20 protein-coding genes and 1 tRNA gene are annotated in these 14,690 nt (G+C 41.9%); 3 read left to right on the top strand and 18 right to left on the bottom strand.

The features are described 5' to 3' along the window. Nucleotides 1-42: 42 nt before the first annotated feature. From KDC22_RS13260 to KDC22_RS13195, 14 genes are all read right to left on the bottom strand, one after another. Nucleotides 43-915: an SU10 major capsid protein gene (locus KDC22_RS13260; RefSeq protein ID WP_211723370.1), complete on the bottom strand. Its 873-nt coding sequence runs from the start codon at nucleotides 913-915 to the stop codon at nucleotides 43-45. A gap of 16 nt (nucleotides 916-931) precedes the next feature. Continuing rightward, entirely contained in the window at nucleotides 932-1,357 is a 426-nt protein-coding gene (locus KDC22_RS13255) for a hypothetical protein (protein WP_211723369.1), read from the bottom strand. Nucleotides 1,358-1,518: 161 nt separating this feature from the next. Then, entirely contained in the window at nucleotides 1,519-2,922 is a 1,404-nt protein-coding gene (locus KDC22_RS13250; RefSeq protein WP_211723368.1) for a hypothetical protein, read from the bottom strand. A 180-nt stretch (nucleotides 2,923-3,102) separates the two neighbouring features. Then, nucleotides 3,103-3,411 (bottom strand): hypothetical protein, encoded by a 309-nt coding sequence (locus KDC22_RS13245; protein WP_211723367.1) that lies wholly within the window; start codon nucleotides 3,409-3,411, stop codon nucleotides 3,103-3,105. A 355-nt stretch (nucleotides 3,412-3,766) separates the two neighbouring features. Further along, nucleotides 3,767-3,970, bottom strand: a complete 204-nt coding sequence (locus tag KDC22_RS13240; protein ID WP_211723366.1) for a hypothetical protein — start codon at nucleotides 3,968-3,970, stop codon at nucleotides 3,767-3,769. Between the two features lie 10 nt (nucleotides 3,971-3,980). Further along, entirely contained in the window at nucleotides 3,981-4,619 is a 639-nt protein-coding gene (locus KDC22_RS13235) for a helix-turn-helix domain-containing protein (RefSeq protein WP_211723365.1), read from the bottom strand. Nucleotides 4,620-4,855: 236 nt separating this feature from the next. Further along, entirely contained in the window at nucleotides 4,856-5,275 is a 420-nt protein-coding gene (locus KDC22_RS13230; RefSeq protein ID WP_211723364.1) for a hypothetical protein, read from the bottom strand. 125 nt (nucleotides 5,276-5,400) lie between these two features. Then, on the bottom strand, nucleotides 5,401-6,315 hold the full coding sequence (locus tag KDC22_RS13225) for a tyrosine-type recombinase/integrase (protein WP_246553549.1): 915 nt from the start codon (nucleotides 6,313-6,315) through the stop codon (nucleotides 5,401-5,403). A gap of 140 nt (nucleotides 6,316-6,455) precedes the next feature. After that, a tRNA-Val gene (locus KDC22_RS13220) sits at nucleotides 6,456-6,527 on the bottom strand. 46 nt (nucleotides 6,528-6,573) lie between these two features. Continuing rightward, complete coding sequence (locus KDC22_RS13215) at nucleotides 6,574-7,116, bottom strand: hypothetical protein (protein WP_211723362.1); 543 nt, start codon at nucleotides 7,114-7,116, stop codon at nucleotides 6,574-6,576. Between the two features lie 109 nt (nucleotides 7,117-7,225). Beyond that, nucleotides 7,226-7,621, bottom strand: a complete 396-nt coding sequence (locus KDC22_RS13210; protein ID WP_211723361.1) for a LytTR family transcriptional regulator DNA-binding domain-containing protein — start codon at nucleotides 7,619-7,621, stop codon at nucleotides 7,226-7,228. A 17-nt stretch (nucleotides 7,622-7,638) separates the two neighbouring features. Beyond that, on the bottom strand, nucleotides 7,639-7,776 hold the full coding sequence (locus tag KDC22_RS13205; RefSeq protein WP_211723360.1) for a cyclic lactone autoinducer peptide: 138 nt from the start codon (nucleotides 7,774-7,776) through the stop codon (nucleotides 7,639-7,641). Further along, nucleotides 7,773-8,303: an accessory gene regulator ArgB-like protein gene (locus tag KDC22_RS13200; RefSeq protein ID WP_211723359.1), complete on the bottom strand. Its 531-nt coding sequence runs from the start codon at nucleotides 8,301-8,303 to the stop codon at nucleotides 7,773-7,775. The genes KDC22_RS13205 and KDC22_RS13200 overlap by 4 nt, the downstream gene beginning before the upstream one ends. Then, nucleotides 8,296-8,895, bottom strand: a complete 600-nt coding sequence (locus KDC22_RS13195; protein WP_211723358.1) for a hypothetical protein — start codon at nucleotides 8,893-8,895, stop codon at nucleotides 8,296-8,298. Before KDC22_RS13195 ends, KDC22_RS13200 begins: the two co-directional genes overlap by 8 nt. Nucleotides 8,896-9,135: 240 nt before the next feature. On the opposite strand from KDC22_RS13195, the gene KDC22_RS13190 reads away from it, so the two are divergent. Further along, nucleotides 9,136-9,384 carry a hypothetical protein gene (locus KDC22_RS13190; RefSeq protein WP_173126083.1) on the top strand — a complete coding sequence of 83 codons (249 nt, stop codon included), beginning with the start codon at nucleotides 9,136-9,138 and terminating at the stop codon, nucleotides 9,382-9,384. An 87-nt stretch (nucleotides 9,385-9,471) separates the two neighbouring features. Here KDC22_RS13190 and KDC22_RS13185 read toward each other — a convergent pair whose 3' ends face one another. The 3 genes from KDC22_RS13185 to KDC22_RS13175 all read right to left on the bottom strand — a co-directional run bounded on the left by KDC22_RS13185 (nucleotide 9,472) and on the right by KDC22_RS13175 (nucleotide 11,335). Beyond that, entirely contained in the window at nucleotides 9,472-10,014 is a 543-nt protein-coding gene (locus KDC22_RS13185) for a hypothetical protein (protein WP_211723357.1), read from the bottom strand. Nucleotides 10,015-10,187: 173 nt separating this feature from the next. Then, nucleotides 10,188-10,859 (bottom strand): stalk domain-containing protein, encoded by a 672-nt coding sequence (locus tag KDC22_RS13180; RefSeq protein ID WP_211723356.1) that lies wholly within the window; start codon nucleotides 10,857-10,859, stop codon nucleotides 10,188-10,190. A 260-nt stretch (nucleotides 10,860-11,119) separates the two neighbouring features. Then, complete coding sequence (locus tag KDC22_RS13175; RefSeq protein ID WP_173126074.1) at nucleotides 11,120-11,335, bottom strand: hypothetical protein; 216 nt, start codon at nucleotides 11,333-11,335, stop codon at nucleotides 11,120-11,122. Nucleotides 11,336-11,497: 162 nt separating this feature from the next. Here KDC22_RS13175 and KDC22_RS13170 point away from each other — a divergent pair, with 162 nt between their 5' ends. Next, a complete protein-coding gene (locus tag KDC22_RS13170; protein ID WP_211723355.1) occupies nucleotides 11,498-12,760 on the top strand; it encodes a hypothetical protein in 1,263 nt (420 codons plus the stop codon). Nucleotides 12,761-12,841: 81 nt separating this feature from the next. Here the strand turns inward: KDC22_RS13170 and KDC22_RS13165 are convergent, their stop codons facing one another. After that, on the bottom strand, nucleotides 12,842-13,249 hold the full coding sequence (locus tag KDC22_RS13165; RefSeq protein ID WP_211723354.1) for a hypothetical protein: 408 nt from the start codon (nucleotides 13,247-13,249) through the stop codon (nucleotides 12,842-12,844). Nucleotides 13,250-13,612: 363 nt separating this feature from the next. Here KDC22_RS13165 and KDC22_RS13160 point away from each other — a divergent pair, with 363 nt between their 5' ends. Next, nucleotides 13,613-14,668: a LacI family DNA-binding transcriptional regulator gene (locus tag KDC22_RS13160; RefSeq protein ID WP_211723353.1), complete on the top strand. Its 1,056-nt coding sequence runs from the start codon at nucleotides 13,613-13,615 to the stop codon at nucleotides 14,666-14,668. Nucleotides 14,669-14,690 lie beyond the last annotated feature (22 nt).

Below are 14,690 nucleotides of genomic sequence, written 5' to 3'. Positions count from 1 at the left end.
GAAGGGGAATAATATCCCCTTCGGTTATGTAGTAGATTGAATTTAGATCGTAAGTTGAGCCAGAGCCTTTTTCGAAGCCACTTTCAAAGTAGCTTCTGCAAGTACCATTCCTGAAACAGCATCGCCTGTTTTGGCTAATGCTTCGAACTGCGGTTCACGAAGATATGCGATTTTCAAAAAACTCGGCTCAAAAACTGTAAGCTTATCGGGGGAGGCATGACGAGACAAAATCAAATTCAAGTTACCATAATTTGTTCGAATGGTATCAACGATAATACCAAACACATTTTGTTGCGCTATGTATGAATACTTATCTTTGTATAGCTCATCAATCTGTTCTTTCAGATCGGCATTCACCAGGCCGAAATATTCACCACTTGGCAAACCAGCATCCCACAGCTTTTTAACAACAGCCTTTACATCTGCTTCTGAAATTGTAGGAGTGGAAGCAGTAACAATATTGGATGGGTCAACCCAAGATTCTAATCCTTGCATTCGGCGAATGAAAGGAGTTGTGCTTCCATCATTACGGGCTGAACGAGTTATGGCACGTTCGAGATTCGTTTTCAGTTCCGTTAGGCGGTCAGTTACTTCTTGGGATAGGGTGGTTGACTTCATAGCCATAGCAGTACCTGAGACCTCCGCCCCTTTTTGGAACAGCTCCAATGCATTGTTAAGCTCTGCTCTGCCTGTTTGATATGTTTGAACATCTTTATTGCCTTCAATTGTGCTGATATCTTCATCAAGAGACAGCGAACGCTCTCTCCACGTATGAATGGTAGAGGAAGCTTTTTCAGTCAATCCTCGATTGAGTAGAAGCGATGTCAATGGCGTATCAGTAGGGGCGATTGATACGATTTCCTTAGAGAGGCTAATAGCCTCGTGTTGCGTAAAATAGTTATTAGATTTAATCAATTTTCATTCTCCTTAATTAATTGAATAGCTTTGACAACTTGACATCAATTGCTTCAGTAATATTGCCTGATTTTAGAGCTTGTTCATACTTGTCCGTTTGTTTATGATTGCTAGGGATATAGCTATTATTGAGTTTTCGGGCTTCAAGAATCTTGGCCAGTTGTGCTACCTTGTCTTTCAGTTCTTCGGAATTGGATACATTCAAAAGCTCTACGAAATCTTCCAACTTGTTAGCCTTGAGCTCAATTGTGAATTCCTTTTTAAATAATTCTTGTTCACGTTGTTCTAGTGCTTTCTCTGCATCGGACTTGTCAACAGGTTTGAACTGAAGCAATTGATCACGTTCAGCAGTTAGTGGAATCAAGACATCTGTCTCCCAACTTGCTTTGGCATCTGTAAGCATTTGATCAATATGTGCTTGAATCTCAGGGGTGATCTCCATTTCATTTTCTCCTTTCTTTGTTTAAGTTGTTAAATCCCGTATAAAAGGGTATCGGCGTTTTTAAACACCGACGAGGGGAAAAGGGGATTTAAAATTAAATGAATAAAACATTATTGAACTGGTTAGAAGTTTTACCTTCCATATGGTATGGTGAGCAAACTCTAAAAGCCGACATGTTTTCTGAAATGCGTAGCGATTTTTTTTGAAATGCTTCTTTTAAGCGTCCGATTCATCTTTTCAGTGTCCAGATTTAAGTATTGTGAGTTCTTTTTGCAGAGAGACGAATTATATAAAAATGATTCTAAAATATCCCTATGTGATGGATTTCCAAATTCAACATTCTGAGTATTTGCCTCAAACTCCTTAAGAATCGTATAGAGAGGGCTGTCTGTTAAGTATCTGTATTTAGTCCAAAGTGTATGATAATTTAGAATTAGAGCATGAATATGTAAGGGATTAGTATAATCTAAGATATCTAAAATTGTATCTACACAGACATTCAAACTCTCATCATCGTTAGCTCTGTTTTTATTCGGACTGTGGTTGACAGTTCTAGGCTCATACATTAATGTATATTTGTATTGCAATTCGTTCGCTATTTTGTAGACTTCCCGCTGCTGTTTGCTTCCTCTTGGCAAAGATGCGGCAATTAAACGAATCTGTTTCGTCTCATCGTACAGTTCCCGCTGTTCAATGAGCATATCTAGGTAAGGCGTTTTTTCTTCGTTTACTTCCTCCCATGATGGAGCCAGAGGATGACGTTTGCTCTTTTTTTGTTTAATGTAGCAATAATCCACTCTTTGAGAACCAGTTTCGGACTTTGGTTTTACGTAATCATCTATACTCCAATCAGGGCTATCTAAATCAGATAGACCAACTATGTCTTCATAGGAAGAAACTAATTTGTTGTATTGCTTGCAGCGATACTCTGTTTCGTCCTCCCCTATAACTTTTACCAAATATGTAGTGATTTCATGTAAGGCGTATGTATAACCATTCTGTTTATGACCCCAGAGATTCAGCCCTTCTCCTTGAGCAGGTATCTTACCGCTACCCTTCACTAAAAATTGATACAGGTAATTCGTTATGTAATCAGTGAAAAATTCATCTACAAGGCTATCATCATATGTAGTACTAATTTTGCTATTAGCTGGTTTAAGGCTCCCGAACGTTGTATAAGGGTCGAAAATCAATTTTACAATTTGCAGTCGTTCTTCTTTTGTCTTCATATCCTTTTGGGCATAATACTGTAAAAATTCTCTAATTACCTGATGGACATAGTAGAGGGGAACAGTTTTATGTTTAGATTTTAGTTCAGAATTTTTATTTAGAACCTTTTTGCCTGTATACTGATCTATAATTGATTTAGTAGTGTGACGATCAATTAGTGTTTGGTTTTTACGCCGTACATCATCTGGAATAATATCGATTTCGTTAATAGGGACGTTTTCCCATTGCCGTTCTCGATTTTCGTCAGGTCGGAGAGAGCGAGAAGGAATATATTTAGTATTGAGATATTGCCATTGTTTGGTCTTGATATCCCAGCGGTATTTTGTTTTTTGCAATATTATGATAATCTCCTTTAAATTTAAAATATTTTTTTCGTTTTAGTTTTTTCATCTTTGCTTACCTGCCATTTCCGCGCTAAAATGCGCTTCTTTTAGGTCTTATCTTATTTTGCCTTTGAGGTAATGTTTGAAAAATTTAAGAGAAGAGGGGATTTTAATTCCCCTCAATTAAGTAAATTAGAAACTTGTTAAATTTATGTAATCTCCGCAGTTAGAGCATGTAAATCTAAGTTCATTAAGTGATTTATCCGTACTCACCATATCTATAATTTGATCTTCAAGAATTTCAGCAATTGTGCTGTTATCTTCAGTTTCAGCCAAGGTACTAACCACCGTATCATCAAGATAAACCGTTTGATCAATTTCAATATCGGTATCTACTCTAAACTTCCCATGAGATTGGTTTGAAAAATAGGCGTGATTTCCAACAGTTGTTGGATTAAGTTCTAAATGGTTTCCGCAATTACAAATAATATTAAGTTTCAAATTAAATTGCTCCTTATGTTTTAGTTTTGCTTTTAGTAAAGTCCTTGCTTTACTTTTTAACACATGGTAAGATATAAAACGTAGATAGTAAACAATTGGATTTATGTGCTATTTAGCGAAAATAAAATCAATAATACCACCTCCTTTCGTAATTATTATTATTGATAGAGTTACTGAAAAAATGCAAACTATATCATTTTTAAACATACTACGCTGACTAATAAAAGTCTAGCGTTATTTATTTTTTACATCCTCTTGGTACATTCTAATTCAAAGGGAGTCAACTCGTAAAGATGAAGACAAATTAATTTACAATCATCCTAGATGACTTCCCCGATAGTTACAATAAGTAAAACTATTGATACATGATACAGTTACATACCAAATCAAAAGCGTATAGGGGTACACCAGCATCATCAATTACATACTCACACTGGCCATAAGGGTCGTTTTCATTATGATAGATAATGTATTCCTTCCCTACAGACAGGGATAAACCAAATGGATTTTCAGTAATCAAAGCGTATTGAGCTTTTTCAGCAAAGTTTGTAATTTCCATAATTTCCTCCTCAGAATTCATCTATAAAATCATATTTCTTGAGTATACTTCCAAACTCCCTATACATTTCTTTTTGTTCTTCTTTTGGCTTTAGGTCTGGATCTGAACCAAAGCCAAAACCCTTATCATAAGGCTGCAGATAATAGAACATCAGTTTTAATAGCTGGAATTGTTTCGAATCTCTGCTGTCCTGTAGAATATCTAAAAACCTTTGAAGCAATTTTTCATTTAGATGAAATTCTCCTCCTTCATCAAATATTAAACTTTCATATTCCTCAAGTAATTCTTGTCTTTCGCGTTGAGTTCTTAAATGACTAATGATTCCTTCATGAAGTCGTAGTACGTGTGAGGCTGTGAACTTATTCCCCTCATTATCGCTATCATCATACTCCACCACTTCATGTTCATCCGTCTCTTCATAAAATATTTCCTGTATTAATAATTTTTCAGATGACCGTAGTTCTTTCCCGAATAATTCACTTGAAATATTGGGGAATATGCGAATTAGTTGATCCAATCTTTTCGGTGGAATGTTGCGTTTTTCACGAAGCCAAGCATTAATGTTTTGTGGTGAGGTGTTTATCCTTTGAGCAAGTTCTTTATACTCCATGCCATAGGTTTCACATATAAACTGTAATCCAATTGCCAAGATAACCATCCTTTGTTTTATAATAAAACAACTTGTGTATTCAATATACAACAGACAAACTCAAAAAGCAATAACTTTGTTTTATTATAAAACAAGAGGGTGGAACTCGCTTTTTTATAATTGGTTATCAATATTTTAAGGATATCCAAATTTTAAGGATATCCAAAATTCACTCCCAATTAGAATGGAAATGAGTTCCGGCTTCTATTGCGCCCCTGGAGCAATCATCAGGCGAATTAAACGTACATAAGAACTTCCATAAAGTAATACTTAGGGTTAGCTTGTTTAAGCTCGTAAAGTCGCTTTAGGCTTGCTCCAGATTCTTTAAATTGGAGCATTGCGCCATAATTGATTGGTTGTAAAAAGAGACGTTCGAGAGCTTTTTGTGGTTCCATAAGTTCCAATTGCTCAAGATCCTCATATTCATAGTGATAAGCACCAATTTCCTGAGCAAGATGAATCATCGCTATGCCAAAACGTTTACCATGATATGTGTATCCATCAAGCCAACGGGAAATGAATTCCTGACGATCCTCCTGTGTTAGGAGAAAATGTTTAAGATACTCAATTACAATGATTGCTGATTTTTTAGTGTCCGTCATACCCATAATGTACTCAATTGTAATTTCCTTGGCTGGCTTAAATGTAGTTGTCATTTTTAATTCTCTCCCTATAAGTTATTTGCTTAACAAAGCATATTACTAAAAAAAGTAAATTTACAGTCTTGATATAAATATGGAGATATGTTGCTGTGTCGAATGATGTCGCTATTTTCAACTATTTATATATCAATGGAGTTTAATGGATTGTATTTCTCATTTTGTTCAGCCAGAGCCGTTCCCCAAAGAGCAAAATACCGAAGGGTCATAGAAACATTGGTATGTCTGAGGATTTTTTGCACAGTTCCGATATCACAACCTGAAACAATCATGCGGTGGGCTGCTGTATGTCTGAATGTATGAGCAGATAATCTCACATTTTTGAAGTTCATGATTGCTTTAAGATGTTTGAATACCATTTTTAAAGCATTATCAGTAAGTTGCTTTCCGTCTCTGTCTGTAAAAACATACTCAGGGAGAGAAGGGAAGTACTTTTCCGTAAACATCCGGTATTCAACAAATTCACGCTTTAATTTGTCCGTCATTGGAATGCTGCTGGCAACTTTCTTTTTGCCATTAACAGTGATGATTTGATTTGTAAGATCAACATCTGACCACCTCAAATTTACAGTTTCGCCTAAACGACAGGCAGAACCGATTAGGAAGATGATTAGAAAGTAGTCACGATAGGAGTAGAGGGATTTATCACGGAATTTCAATTTCTGATAAAACCGAAGCATCTGCTTGAGTTGTTCGTCTGTAAAAACTTCAATTTTCACGTTCTCTTTTGCAAAGGTAATTCGTTTTGTAGGATTAGTTTTAGGGGTGAAGAGTTCCATTTCAGATTCAAAGTAATTAAAAAATATCTTGAGGATATGCAACTTGGTGTTTATAGTCGTGGGATTATTACCTTTTTCCTTAGCAGCAAGGAGATATTGCTTAACGAGGGATGCTGTACAGTCTTCGACATTAATAATTTCATTATTGATACAGTACTCATGAAACTTTCCCATTTCAGCCATATAAGCGGCAAGGGTACGATCAGATACATTGCGATATTCGCGGTCAGATTTAAACTCAGATAATGCAAACTTCATTAACATGCGAAAAGCCACCACCTTAAAGGAATTGTGTCCTTAAAGATGATGGCTTTTTCAGTTATAAACGTGTCACAGTGTGACCACTAATTATAGATAAGGGAAGAATATGCTTCAAACCCTTGCTACAATTGAACATATAGGACGGATGGGGTTCGAACCCATGACCCCTACCCTGTCAAGATAGTGCTCTCCCGCTGAGCTACCGTCCTGCAACGAGATTTATAATACCACAGGAGGTCAGGGTATGGCAAGAGTTTATTTATACATGATCGCCATTTGCCTATCTGTTAATAGAATGGTTTGTGCAATTCCGTCACTATCAAACAACATTGAAATCAAATAGATTTTTGTGCTGTCCTCAAAATTCTTTGCCCATTCCGCTTCTTTTATATACTGCTTGCTGTCTGTATCGTATGCATAATCCAAGTTTTTCTCCAGATCCGCCAGATATTGATCTCCATATTTTTTCTTGAAATCATCTTTGGACATTCCTATTTTCATCCCTTGAGCCGTTTCATATACATCTTTCGATTCTTCGGTCAAATAAATCCCCGCCACTTTATCCTCCCGGTACATAATCTTGACTCCATCGCTATAAGTGAATGTATGGCCAATTTTCATATCTTCGCCTGTACCCAGCACCTTCTCCGCATCCGCACGACTCATTCCGTATTGAACCACCACTTTATCATCGTTTGACTTGTGTATAGCCAGATCCTTCACGGTGAGTCCATCCTTTGAAGATCCACAAGCAGTCAATAACAACACAAACAATATGCTTAATATACTTTTCCTCATGTCAGGCCTCCTAGATGATTTACCTAAAGCTTACCATGAGAAGAAATACAAAAAAAGTCTTTCAACCGTTCCGGGGGTCAGTTTTAATGGGTTGAACAAAAAAATAGAGCTACCACTGAGGCAGCTCGACTAATTTAATTTCTGTTTCAGAGGTCTTCACATTTTTGAGAATTTGTTTATAACCCTTTTCTGAGAGAAAACACTTTTGTTCGACTCCTCTGTGGTCTTCCCCGAAATATGCAATATGAAATGTTTTATCCAACTGGATAATATTAGAAACCTGAATTAACGTGTTTCTATCCGCTAGAACGAAATTAAATCCTGAACTGGCCAGGGTATTGAACCAATATTTCAGCGTACCTACTGTGTAAAAGGTTTGATCGTACGTATGGACGATTATCCTATAGATCGTTCGTTCAAATTCCATATAGGTTATTTTTGCAATATCGAGTGAGAATACACCAGTGTTTCCCTCTGTGTCTCTAGTAACAGATATAGTGCTCAAAGGGATCAACTCCAATGTTATTTGAGTAACTCTTCAGGGACTTCCGGTTGGTTAATGTACAATACACTGGCAGTAACCAGCACAAGAATAGCAGCCAGGGCGGATAAACCAGAAGCAAGCTTGTAGACGGCTTTACGTTGCCAGTATTTCATCATAAGCTCTTCACCTCCCTTCTTGCGATCAGCAGGCTTATGGATTGGGCCAACAAGCTGGCCGCAATGACTGGTGAGCCTATCAGAAGGTTTGCAGCTACAAGCAGGGCAGCGATGATTTTCAACTTAGGCCAGTGCCGCTGAGGAATCCGGGTCTGACGTTCAATTCCAATCGGTGCCCGCCATAGAACCACCAATAGACTAATCCCGTTCATAAGCAGAACATATTCGGAGCTTACCTCCACATAGGACAAGAGTGTGAATAACGTTGCCGTAAAAAAAACACATGCCATCCCGGACTTAAGGTGCGCTCCACCGGATACCTGACGTAATAATGCAAAGGAAATTAGAATCTGCAGGGCTTCCCCCGTCCGATCCGTCAGAAGCGATACCACCAGGGTAAGACCAATAATGAATACCACATTAAGTACTACGCTTATGGAGAATTTCAAGACGGCATAGGACGCCGGATGGTCCGGAACGATATTTTTGATGCCGACTGCAAGCTTACCGGACATGAGTTCAAGCATCTTCCTTCTCCTTTCGGGTGGAGTAGTATAGAAGAAATGCAGACATAACCAGGAAGATCAGCGCATTTAGCAGAATCTCATTATAGTAGAGCAGGACGGATATCCCTATCACGAAGGCAAAAATCAACACCGACAGAAGGATGTCCTCTAATTTAAACCGCAGTTTATCCAGATCGAACGTGAAGCCCTTCCCTTTGCGATAAGAATAACCGAAGACTACAAACACTACGGCCGCAGTCATTAGCTGAAGAAAATATCCATTCCCTACCCCATCTATGTTCGATATCGAGCCAAACACCAACAGGACGATAATTGTCTGGATTACAGCAAAAATGACGTAGCCGGAAATGGTCGCGATGATGGACAGAATCAGAGGCATCCGGACCACAGCAGTAAAAAACATAATAAAAATCAGGATTAAAACGAGAGGCGCTACATTCGACATCCCCAGTTCATTTCTTAACAGATAGCTCTGCAGATTGTTCAGCAAGATAACGAATAAGGCCTGCCATATGTACCATCTCCACTTAAACCGGTAGAGCGACATTATCAGATAATACAAAGCTAGCGTTTCTATCGTTGAAAATAACATAAATCCTACAGGTTCCCATGACAAACCAATTACACCGCCTGACTATTATTCGTTCACAAGCTTAATTATATATCTGCCTACGCCTTACCGTATACTACTTTTTTACAATATTCGACACGTTTTTTAACTGTGTAAAATTCGAGTTCACCGCATACCGCGCCTTCCTCCGCCATGGTCTAGCACATAACCTTCCAGCCAGCATTCTATATAGAGAGCCTTAAGAGAAAGGGGTAGATTGGCATGGCTACTCGTCAGCCGGATCTGGTATTGATTAATTGGAGCCGCAACCCGCTGATTCCCGGATCAGCGCGCAGAATTACCGCCAGCCGGGTTATTGGAAATGCTGAGCCCTGTGTGCGCAGCTTGAGAACCAATGGATTGCTTAGTACAGCCTTGGCTTGTCTGCAAGATCACGACATCGGTTTCAAAATTGTGTACCGCAAAAAAACCTCAAGCATCAGCGGATATTTGTTACTCCAGCGGAATTAAGGGGGTAAATATCTAGAGGACATCCGTTGAGATCTGGATAGATCTTCAACGGATGTTCGTCATTATACGGGGATGCTGCTGTTCAATTTATAATTCCGACCAGCTTACAGTCAGTTCCACGACACCCTCCTGGGATGCCAGCGGGCCACCAATAATCGACCAGCTCTGCTTGTTGTCCTTGGTCGTGCCCTGGATAATCAGATTCTTGGGATCAACCGTCTTCGCGGACTCACTCCCCAGCTTGGAGGCCAGGTAATCATCATAGAGCTTCGTTACCGACTCCATACTTTCGGTGGTTGTAAAAATCAGCATTGCTGTCTTCCGTCCCTCAGTCTCCTCCGAGCGGGACAGTCCGATCTTCACATCCTTCGGCATCGGGAAATCCTCCGGCAGATATTTCGGAAGCTCCGTGGAACCTGCGGCTGTGTCGTTACCTCCGGTTGACGGCTCAGGCGTCTGCTCCGGCTCTGTCGTTGGTGCAGGTGTCTGCTCCGGCTCCGCTGAAGGTGCTGGCGTCTGCACCGATTCGGCTGACGGCGCAACGGTCTGCATGGATTCGGTTGACGGTGTATCGGCTGCGTTACCGCAGGCACTCAGAGCCAACATGGACAAGATTAAGGACAATGTCATGATTATTTTTTTCGTATACATTTACTCACTCCTCTTAAGATCACTAAGCCCTTGGCTTACCCGATAATACCCCATATGCCATTCTTATAAACAGACGTCCCCATCGACAAAAAGCTACCCGGAAGGCTGGAGCTTTCCGGGTAGTTGGTAGAATTCCTTATAATTGCGTAGAGTTATTTATAATATGAAGTCGTAAGTGGAACAAAGACCGTTGTCCCGTCCTTCACATCCCCGTTTACATACAGCTTGCTGACTCCGGCAATGTCCACTTCTATAGTTGTGAGGCCATCAGCCGTGGTAACGGTTTGCTTCTTCAGTACGGTGTTGGTATCACTGTCCTGTACAGCGAAATCTTTAATATCTCCACCGATCGCTGCCACCTGGAGATAGAGCTTCTGGTATTTTTTATTCGGGTAGAGCATGAATGAAGTGCCGCGGTCACCGCTGGCGTTATCGAAGAAGACGTCCTTGTAGTCCTTGTCTTTGTAGACGGTTTTGCCAGGGTCCTTCGTGTGATACATGTCGTCGAAACCGGCAGCAATAGACACACCCGCCGTCTGCTCTCCTAGACTTATAGTGTTGGAGGCGGCATCGAATTTGACTGTAACCCCGAGAAGATCGGATACGGAACGGACTGGCAGATAAGTTGTGTCCTTGTAGGAGATCGGAGCAATCACTGCACCGCTGCCGTTCTTGAGCTGCACAGGCTGGCCATCCACCTTGAATTTGATTCCCGGATTCAGATACGCTTTGATCTCCTGCAGGTTAGCTCCGGCATACACCCCCGTGCCCATCCCTCCAAGTACGGCAAAAGCAGTCAGTGCAGCAGTCATCTTCTTTTTCATTCGATCAAACTCCTCTCCCAATATAACAAATTTTAATAATCCTTGTTGAGAGTATAAACAATCCTTCCTTCAGATGCAACATTGCCGCGGTAGTCCGCTACAAGTGGAAACGGCTTTGCCGTCCTTTTAAAGGACGGTACCGTTTCAGCGAGAAATAGAAGGATAAGTTATCGTGTGCAACCTATAAATTCTTATATTTTCACAAAAACCCCGCCATTCCGGCAAGGGATCTTAATACAATCTGATGTATAACCGCAGGTTTAGAGTTCATCCCTCCGGTGATACGATTCATGACGTTCGCGGATCTCCAGATTCTTGGCATGATTGTACAGATCCAGTGCAATAATCCCCCTGCGTGCAAGCTTGACCACCAGAACAAATAAATAAATCCCAAGCCCCAGACAAGCCAGCCAGAGTACAAATGCAAATATGCTGAACCCTCCGGCAAGCAAGGACCCCAATCCTATTGTCGACATTTCTCAGCGCTCCTCTCCTGATGAAACAGAATATTTAACCTGATCATAAAGGGTTTGGAACATTTTGTATATGTAATGGAATATTCTATTAAAATTCAACGTAAAATATTCCATTTTTGATATAATAGCCAGGTATGAATACGAAATTGGGGGAAATTACTGATGTACACAAAATTAACAACAATCACTTTGGCCCTTGCTCTCTTGACCTTACCGGTTGCATTAACCGGTTGCGGCGAGTCTGCCGAGGTTGCGCCAGAGGCAACTGCAACTCCTGCTGCGACTGCCACTCCTACTCCTGCGCCGCAGCTTGAGAATTTCTCTGTGAAGGATAAGACGCTGGAATATCTCACGAGCTTTGGCACCAATTCCTGGAATAATGAGAACTCCAAAGATATCGCTGAGAAAATACGCATGAAGGCCAGAGAAGATAAGGAGAATACATTTACTTATCTGGAGATTGCCGATTCTATCGAAAAAGGCGATGTCCAAAATGTTAAGAAGCTTTTCACAAAAATAGGAGGAGTTCTGCCTGCGTCAGTCGCCGGCCGCTATCCAGATCCCACACCTGAACCTGATCCGACAGAAGCGCCGGAGATTACAACATTTGCCGATGCAGATCAGGAATTAGGAGCTAGAGCGCTTAATCTAGCCAGAAATTATCTGGAAAAGGACCTTTCCCAAGAAATTAGAGACGAAGCTTTAGCGGTTATTCTCAAAAGCCTGGAGTTTATAGTCAAGGAGAATCAAAGCAAATTCAAGGAAATGGCCATTGCGATACAAAAGGATGATGAGGCTACTGTCGAGAAGCTCTACGGTGAACTGTTGCCGTTATACCAAGGCAAATCTGATTCAGCTGCGGCAACGGCTGCGCCTGAGCCTGCGGCGGCCAAGGACGATATCCTTCATCTCAAAGGAAAAAGCGATCAGGCAACTGACTTCTTCAATCTAAAGAGCGGTATTGCCATTGTGGAAGCAACCGATGCCGGGGACTCGAATTTCGTTATTTACCTGTACAATGAAGCAGGAGATTCCAAGGAAATGCTGGTGAATGAAATTGGACCTTACAAGGGAAAATCCTTAGTGGTCATTCCGGAAGACGGGAAATACATGCTAAAGGTAGAATCAGATGGCTCCTGGAAGGCTGATATCACTCAGACCATACCTGATAACATTAAGAGCGCTCCAGTCAAATTATCCGGCAAGGGTAACGATGTTGTCTTCGCCAAGCTGCAAAGCAAGCTGACCCGGTTCACATCCAAGCATGTGGGAAAATCCAATTTTGCTGTCAAAGTGAATGACAGCCTCCTGCTGGTCAATGAAGTGGGTAACTATTCCGGCTCAACGGCCGAAGCCATAGATTCAGAAGGAACCTATGTCTTTGCCGTTGAAGCAGACGGACAATGGAGCATTAACATTGAATAAGCTTCTATAACCATACAAAGATTGCTATTCCATCGCGGAATAGCAATCTTTTCTTTTGACGGCTTATCGCCTGTTCTTATATTAGTTGCTTAAATTATAAAAGGTCACTTTCACCTGAATAGGAGCCGTTGTATCCGTTGCATTCAGATAGAGCAGCGCATTTCCGGCACTGCCGTCCCAATAGCTGAAATACAGATCCTGAACAGCACTGGCACCACTCATAGTGCCCATTTGGATCTGGCCGCGGTTGCTCATGTTGAAATAATAAGCTCCCGTCACTTTACCCGTACCCGATTGCTTTTCCACAACGGCTTTAATCGTTTTGGCGTAAGCTGTACAGAGCGAATATGTGGTTTGTCCCGGCTGCAGAGTCAGGGTTACTGGCGAATTAAACCCAGGGGCCAGAGAAAGGGCATGCGCAGAAGGAGCGGAGACCCATAAGAAACTTGCTGCGAAGAGAAACACGATCAACGTTTTTAATTGTCGCATGTATCAATATCCTCCTTAATTCTTCGGGTATAGGGGAATCGGTCTGAACGAAACGCACAGCACTCGCTTGGCGAAGTCCGGCTGAGCAGAGCAGCAGACTATTTGCACTTCACACTATCCGGCAAATTGGAGTCTATACGCAAGTCTCCTTCCCTCTCAAAATGGTTTTATGAGCATTTTTAATATATCAGGTATATTTTCCCTTGTAAATATTTAGAATATAACACTCCGATATCCAGCGCTTGTTCAGGCGAGTCTTTCTTATCTTTCAAAGCAAGTTTCTTTGGACAGACGATTGATTTCTGGAGCGGTTTATTTTACAATGAATCCATAAACGCGCGTTTACACTAGAGGGGGTACATCATGCGAAGCGAAGATATTGCCAAGCTAGCCGGGGTTTCGCGAAGCACCGTATCCCGTGTGATCAACAACTATTCCAATGTCCCTGAGGAGACCCGGGCCAAGGTGCTGAAGATCATTGAGCAGCACCAGTACGAGCCGAACAGCTTCGCCCGGGCTCTGGCCGGCAAGAAGACCGATACGATCGGTTTGTTTGCCATCAGCATGAACGAGAAAGAGAATGCGACCCGGATCTATCAGAATAACTACTTCGCCCCGTTCGTCGATGCCGTTGTGGACACGGCGAACGCCCGCGGCTGTTATGTTCTGATCCATACCGTCTATTCTCCCGACGATTTCCTGAAGGTGAAGCAGGCTTTCCTGCAGAAACGGATTGACGGCGGCATTATCGTCGGCACGCAGAAGGATATCGGCATTGTCAGGGAGATGGTCGGTCTCGACTCGCCGCTTGTGCTGATTGATTATGACATTTCGGAGATTATGTCGGAGCATCTGGACCGCAATCATCTGGCTATTGTAAATTCCAAGGATTATGAAGGCACGGCTGAAGCCATTGAGTACCTGATCGGTCTCGGCCATCAGGAGATCGGCATCATCAGCGGACGGATGAACACCTACTCCGGCCGGGAACGCTACACGGCTTACGAGGATACGCTGAAGCGTCATGGACTTGCACTGAATGAGGACTTCATCCTGCAAGGCGATTTCCTTAAGGAAACCGCCTATGAAGAGGTTAAGAAGCTGCTGAGCTCCGGCGGCCCGCTGCCGACAGCCTTCTTCTCCTCCAATGATGACATGGCTATTTCGGCGATGGAAGCGTTCGCCGAGCATGGCATTTCCGTGCCGGAGGATATATCCATCGCGGGGTTCGATGATGTGCAGCTTGCCGCGCGAATTCATCCCAAGCTGACCTCTGTCCGTCTGCCGATCTACGAGATGTCCAAGGCTGCTGTCGAGAAGGTCATTGAGCTGTGCGATTCGCAGCAGCCGACCTTCAGCACCATCAGTTTCCCGGCGCGTCTGATCACAAGAGATTCGTGCCAGCCGCCGAAGAAGTAATATTTCAGGATACAGAAAACTC

Origin of the sequence: Paenibacillus tritici, from assembly GCF_018207515.1 — a bacterium.
Classification (GTDB): Bacteria; Bacillota; Bacilli; order Paenibacillales; family Paenibacillaceae; genus Paenibacillus_AQ; species Paenibacillus_AQ tritici.
The sequence above is the reverse complement of the archived record's forward strand: the minus strand, read 5'-3'. Positions and strand labels throughout refer to the sequence as shown.

What these genes read in the sequence shown, in the direction of transcription:
- KDC22_RS13255 (WP_211723369.1), bottom strand. Translation starts at nt 1,357, where the DNA reads ATGGAGATCACCCCTGAGATTCAAGCACATATTGATCAAATGCTTACA.
- KDC22_RS13240 (WP_211723366.1), bottom strand. Translation starts at nt 3,970, where the DNA reads ATGGAAATTACAAACTTTGCTGAAAAAGCTCAATACGCTTTGATTACT.
- KDC22_RS13230 (WP_211723364.1), bottom strand. Translation starts at nt 5,275, where the DNA reads ATGACAACTACATTTAAGCCAGCCAAGGAAATTACAATTGAGTACATT.
- KDC22_RS13225 (WP_246553549.1), bottom strand. Translation starts at nt 6,315, where the DNA reads ATGAAGTTTGCATTATCTGAGTTTAAATCTGACCGCGAATATCGCAAT.
- KDC22_RS13215 (WP_211723362.1), bottom strand. Translation starts at nt 7,116, where the DNA reads ATGAGGAAAAGTATATTAAGCATATTGTTTGTGTTGTTATTGACTGCT.
- KDC22_RS13205 (WP_211723360.1), bottom strand. Translation starts at nt 7,776, where the DNA reads ATGATGAAATACTGGCAACGTAAAGCCGTCTACAAGCTTGCTTCTGGT.
- KDC22_RS13200 (WP_211723359.1), bottom strand. Translation starts at nt 8,303, where the DNA reads ATGCTTGAACTCATGTCCGGTAAGCTTGCAGTCGGCATCAAAAATATC.
- KDC22_RS13195 (WP_211723358.1), bottom strand. Translation starts at nt 8,895, where the DNA reads ATGTTATTTTCAACGATAGAAACGCTAGCTTTGTATTATCTGATAATG.
- KDC22_RS13190 (WP_173126083.1), top strand. Translation starts at nt 9,136, where the DNA reads ATGGCTACTCGTCAGCCGGATCTGGTATTGATTAATTGGAGCCGCAAC.
- KDC22_RS13185 (WP_211723357.1), bottom strand. Translation starts at nt 10,014, where the DNA reads ATGACATTGTCCTTAATCTTGTCCATGTTGGCTCTGAGTGCCTGCGGT.
- KDC22_RS13180 (WP_211723356.1), bottom strand. Translation starts at nt 10,859, where the DNA reads ATGAAAAAGAAGATGACTGCTGCACTGACTGCTTTTGCCGTACTTGGA.
- KDC22_RS13175 (WP_173126074.1), bottom strand. Translation starts at nt 11,335, where the DNA reads ATGTCGACAATAGGATTGGGGTCCTTGCTTGCCGGAGGGTTCAGCATA.
- KDC22_RS13170 (WP_211723355.1), top strand. Translation starts at nt 11,498, where the DNA reads ATGTACACAAAATTAACAACAATCACTTTGGCCCTTGCTCTCTTGACC.
- KDC22_RS13165 (WP_211723354.1), bottom strand. Translation starts at nt 13,249, where the DNA reads ATGCGACAATTAAAAACGTTGATCGTGTTTCTCTTCGCAGCAAGTTTC.
- KDC22_RS13160 (WP_211723353.1), top strand. Translation starts at nt 13,613, where the DNA reads ATGCGAAGCGAAGATATTGCCAAGCTAGCCGGGGTTTCGCGAAGCACC.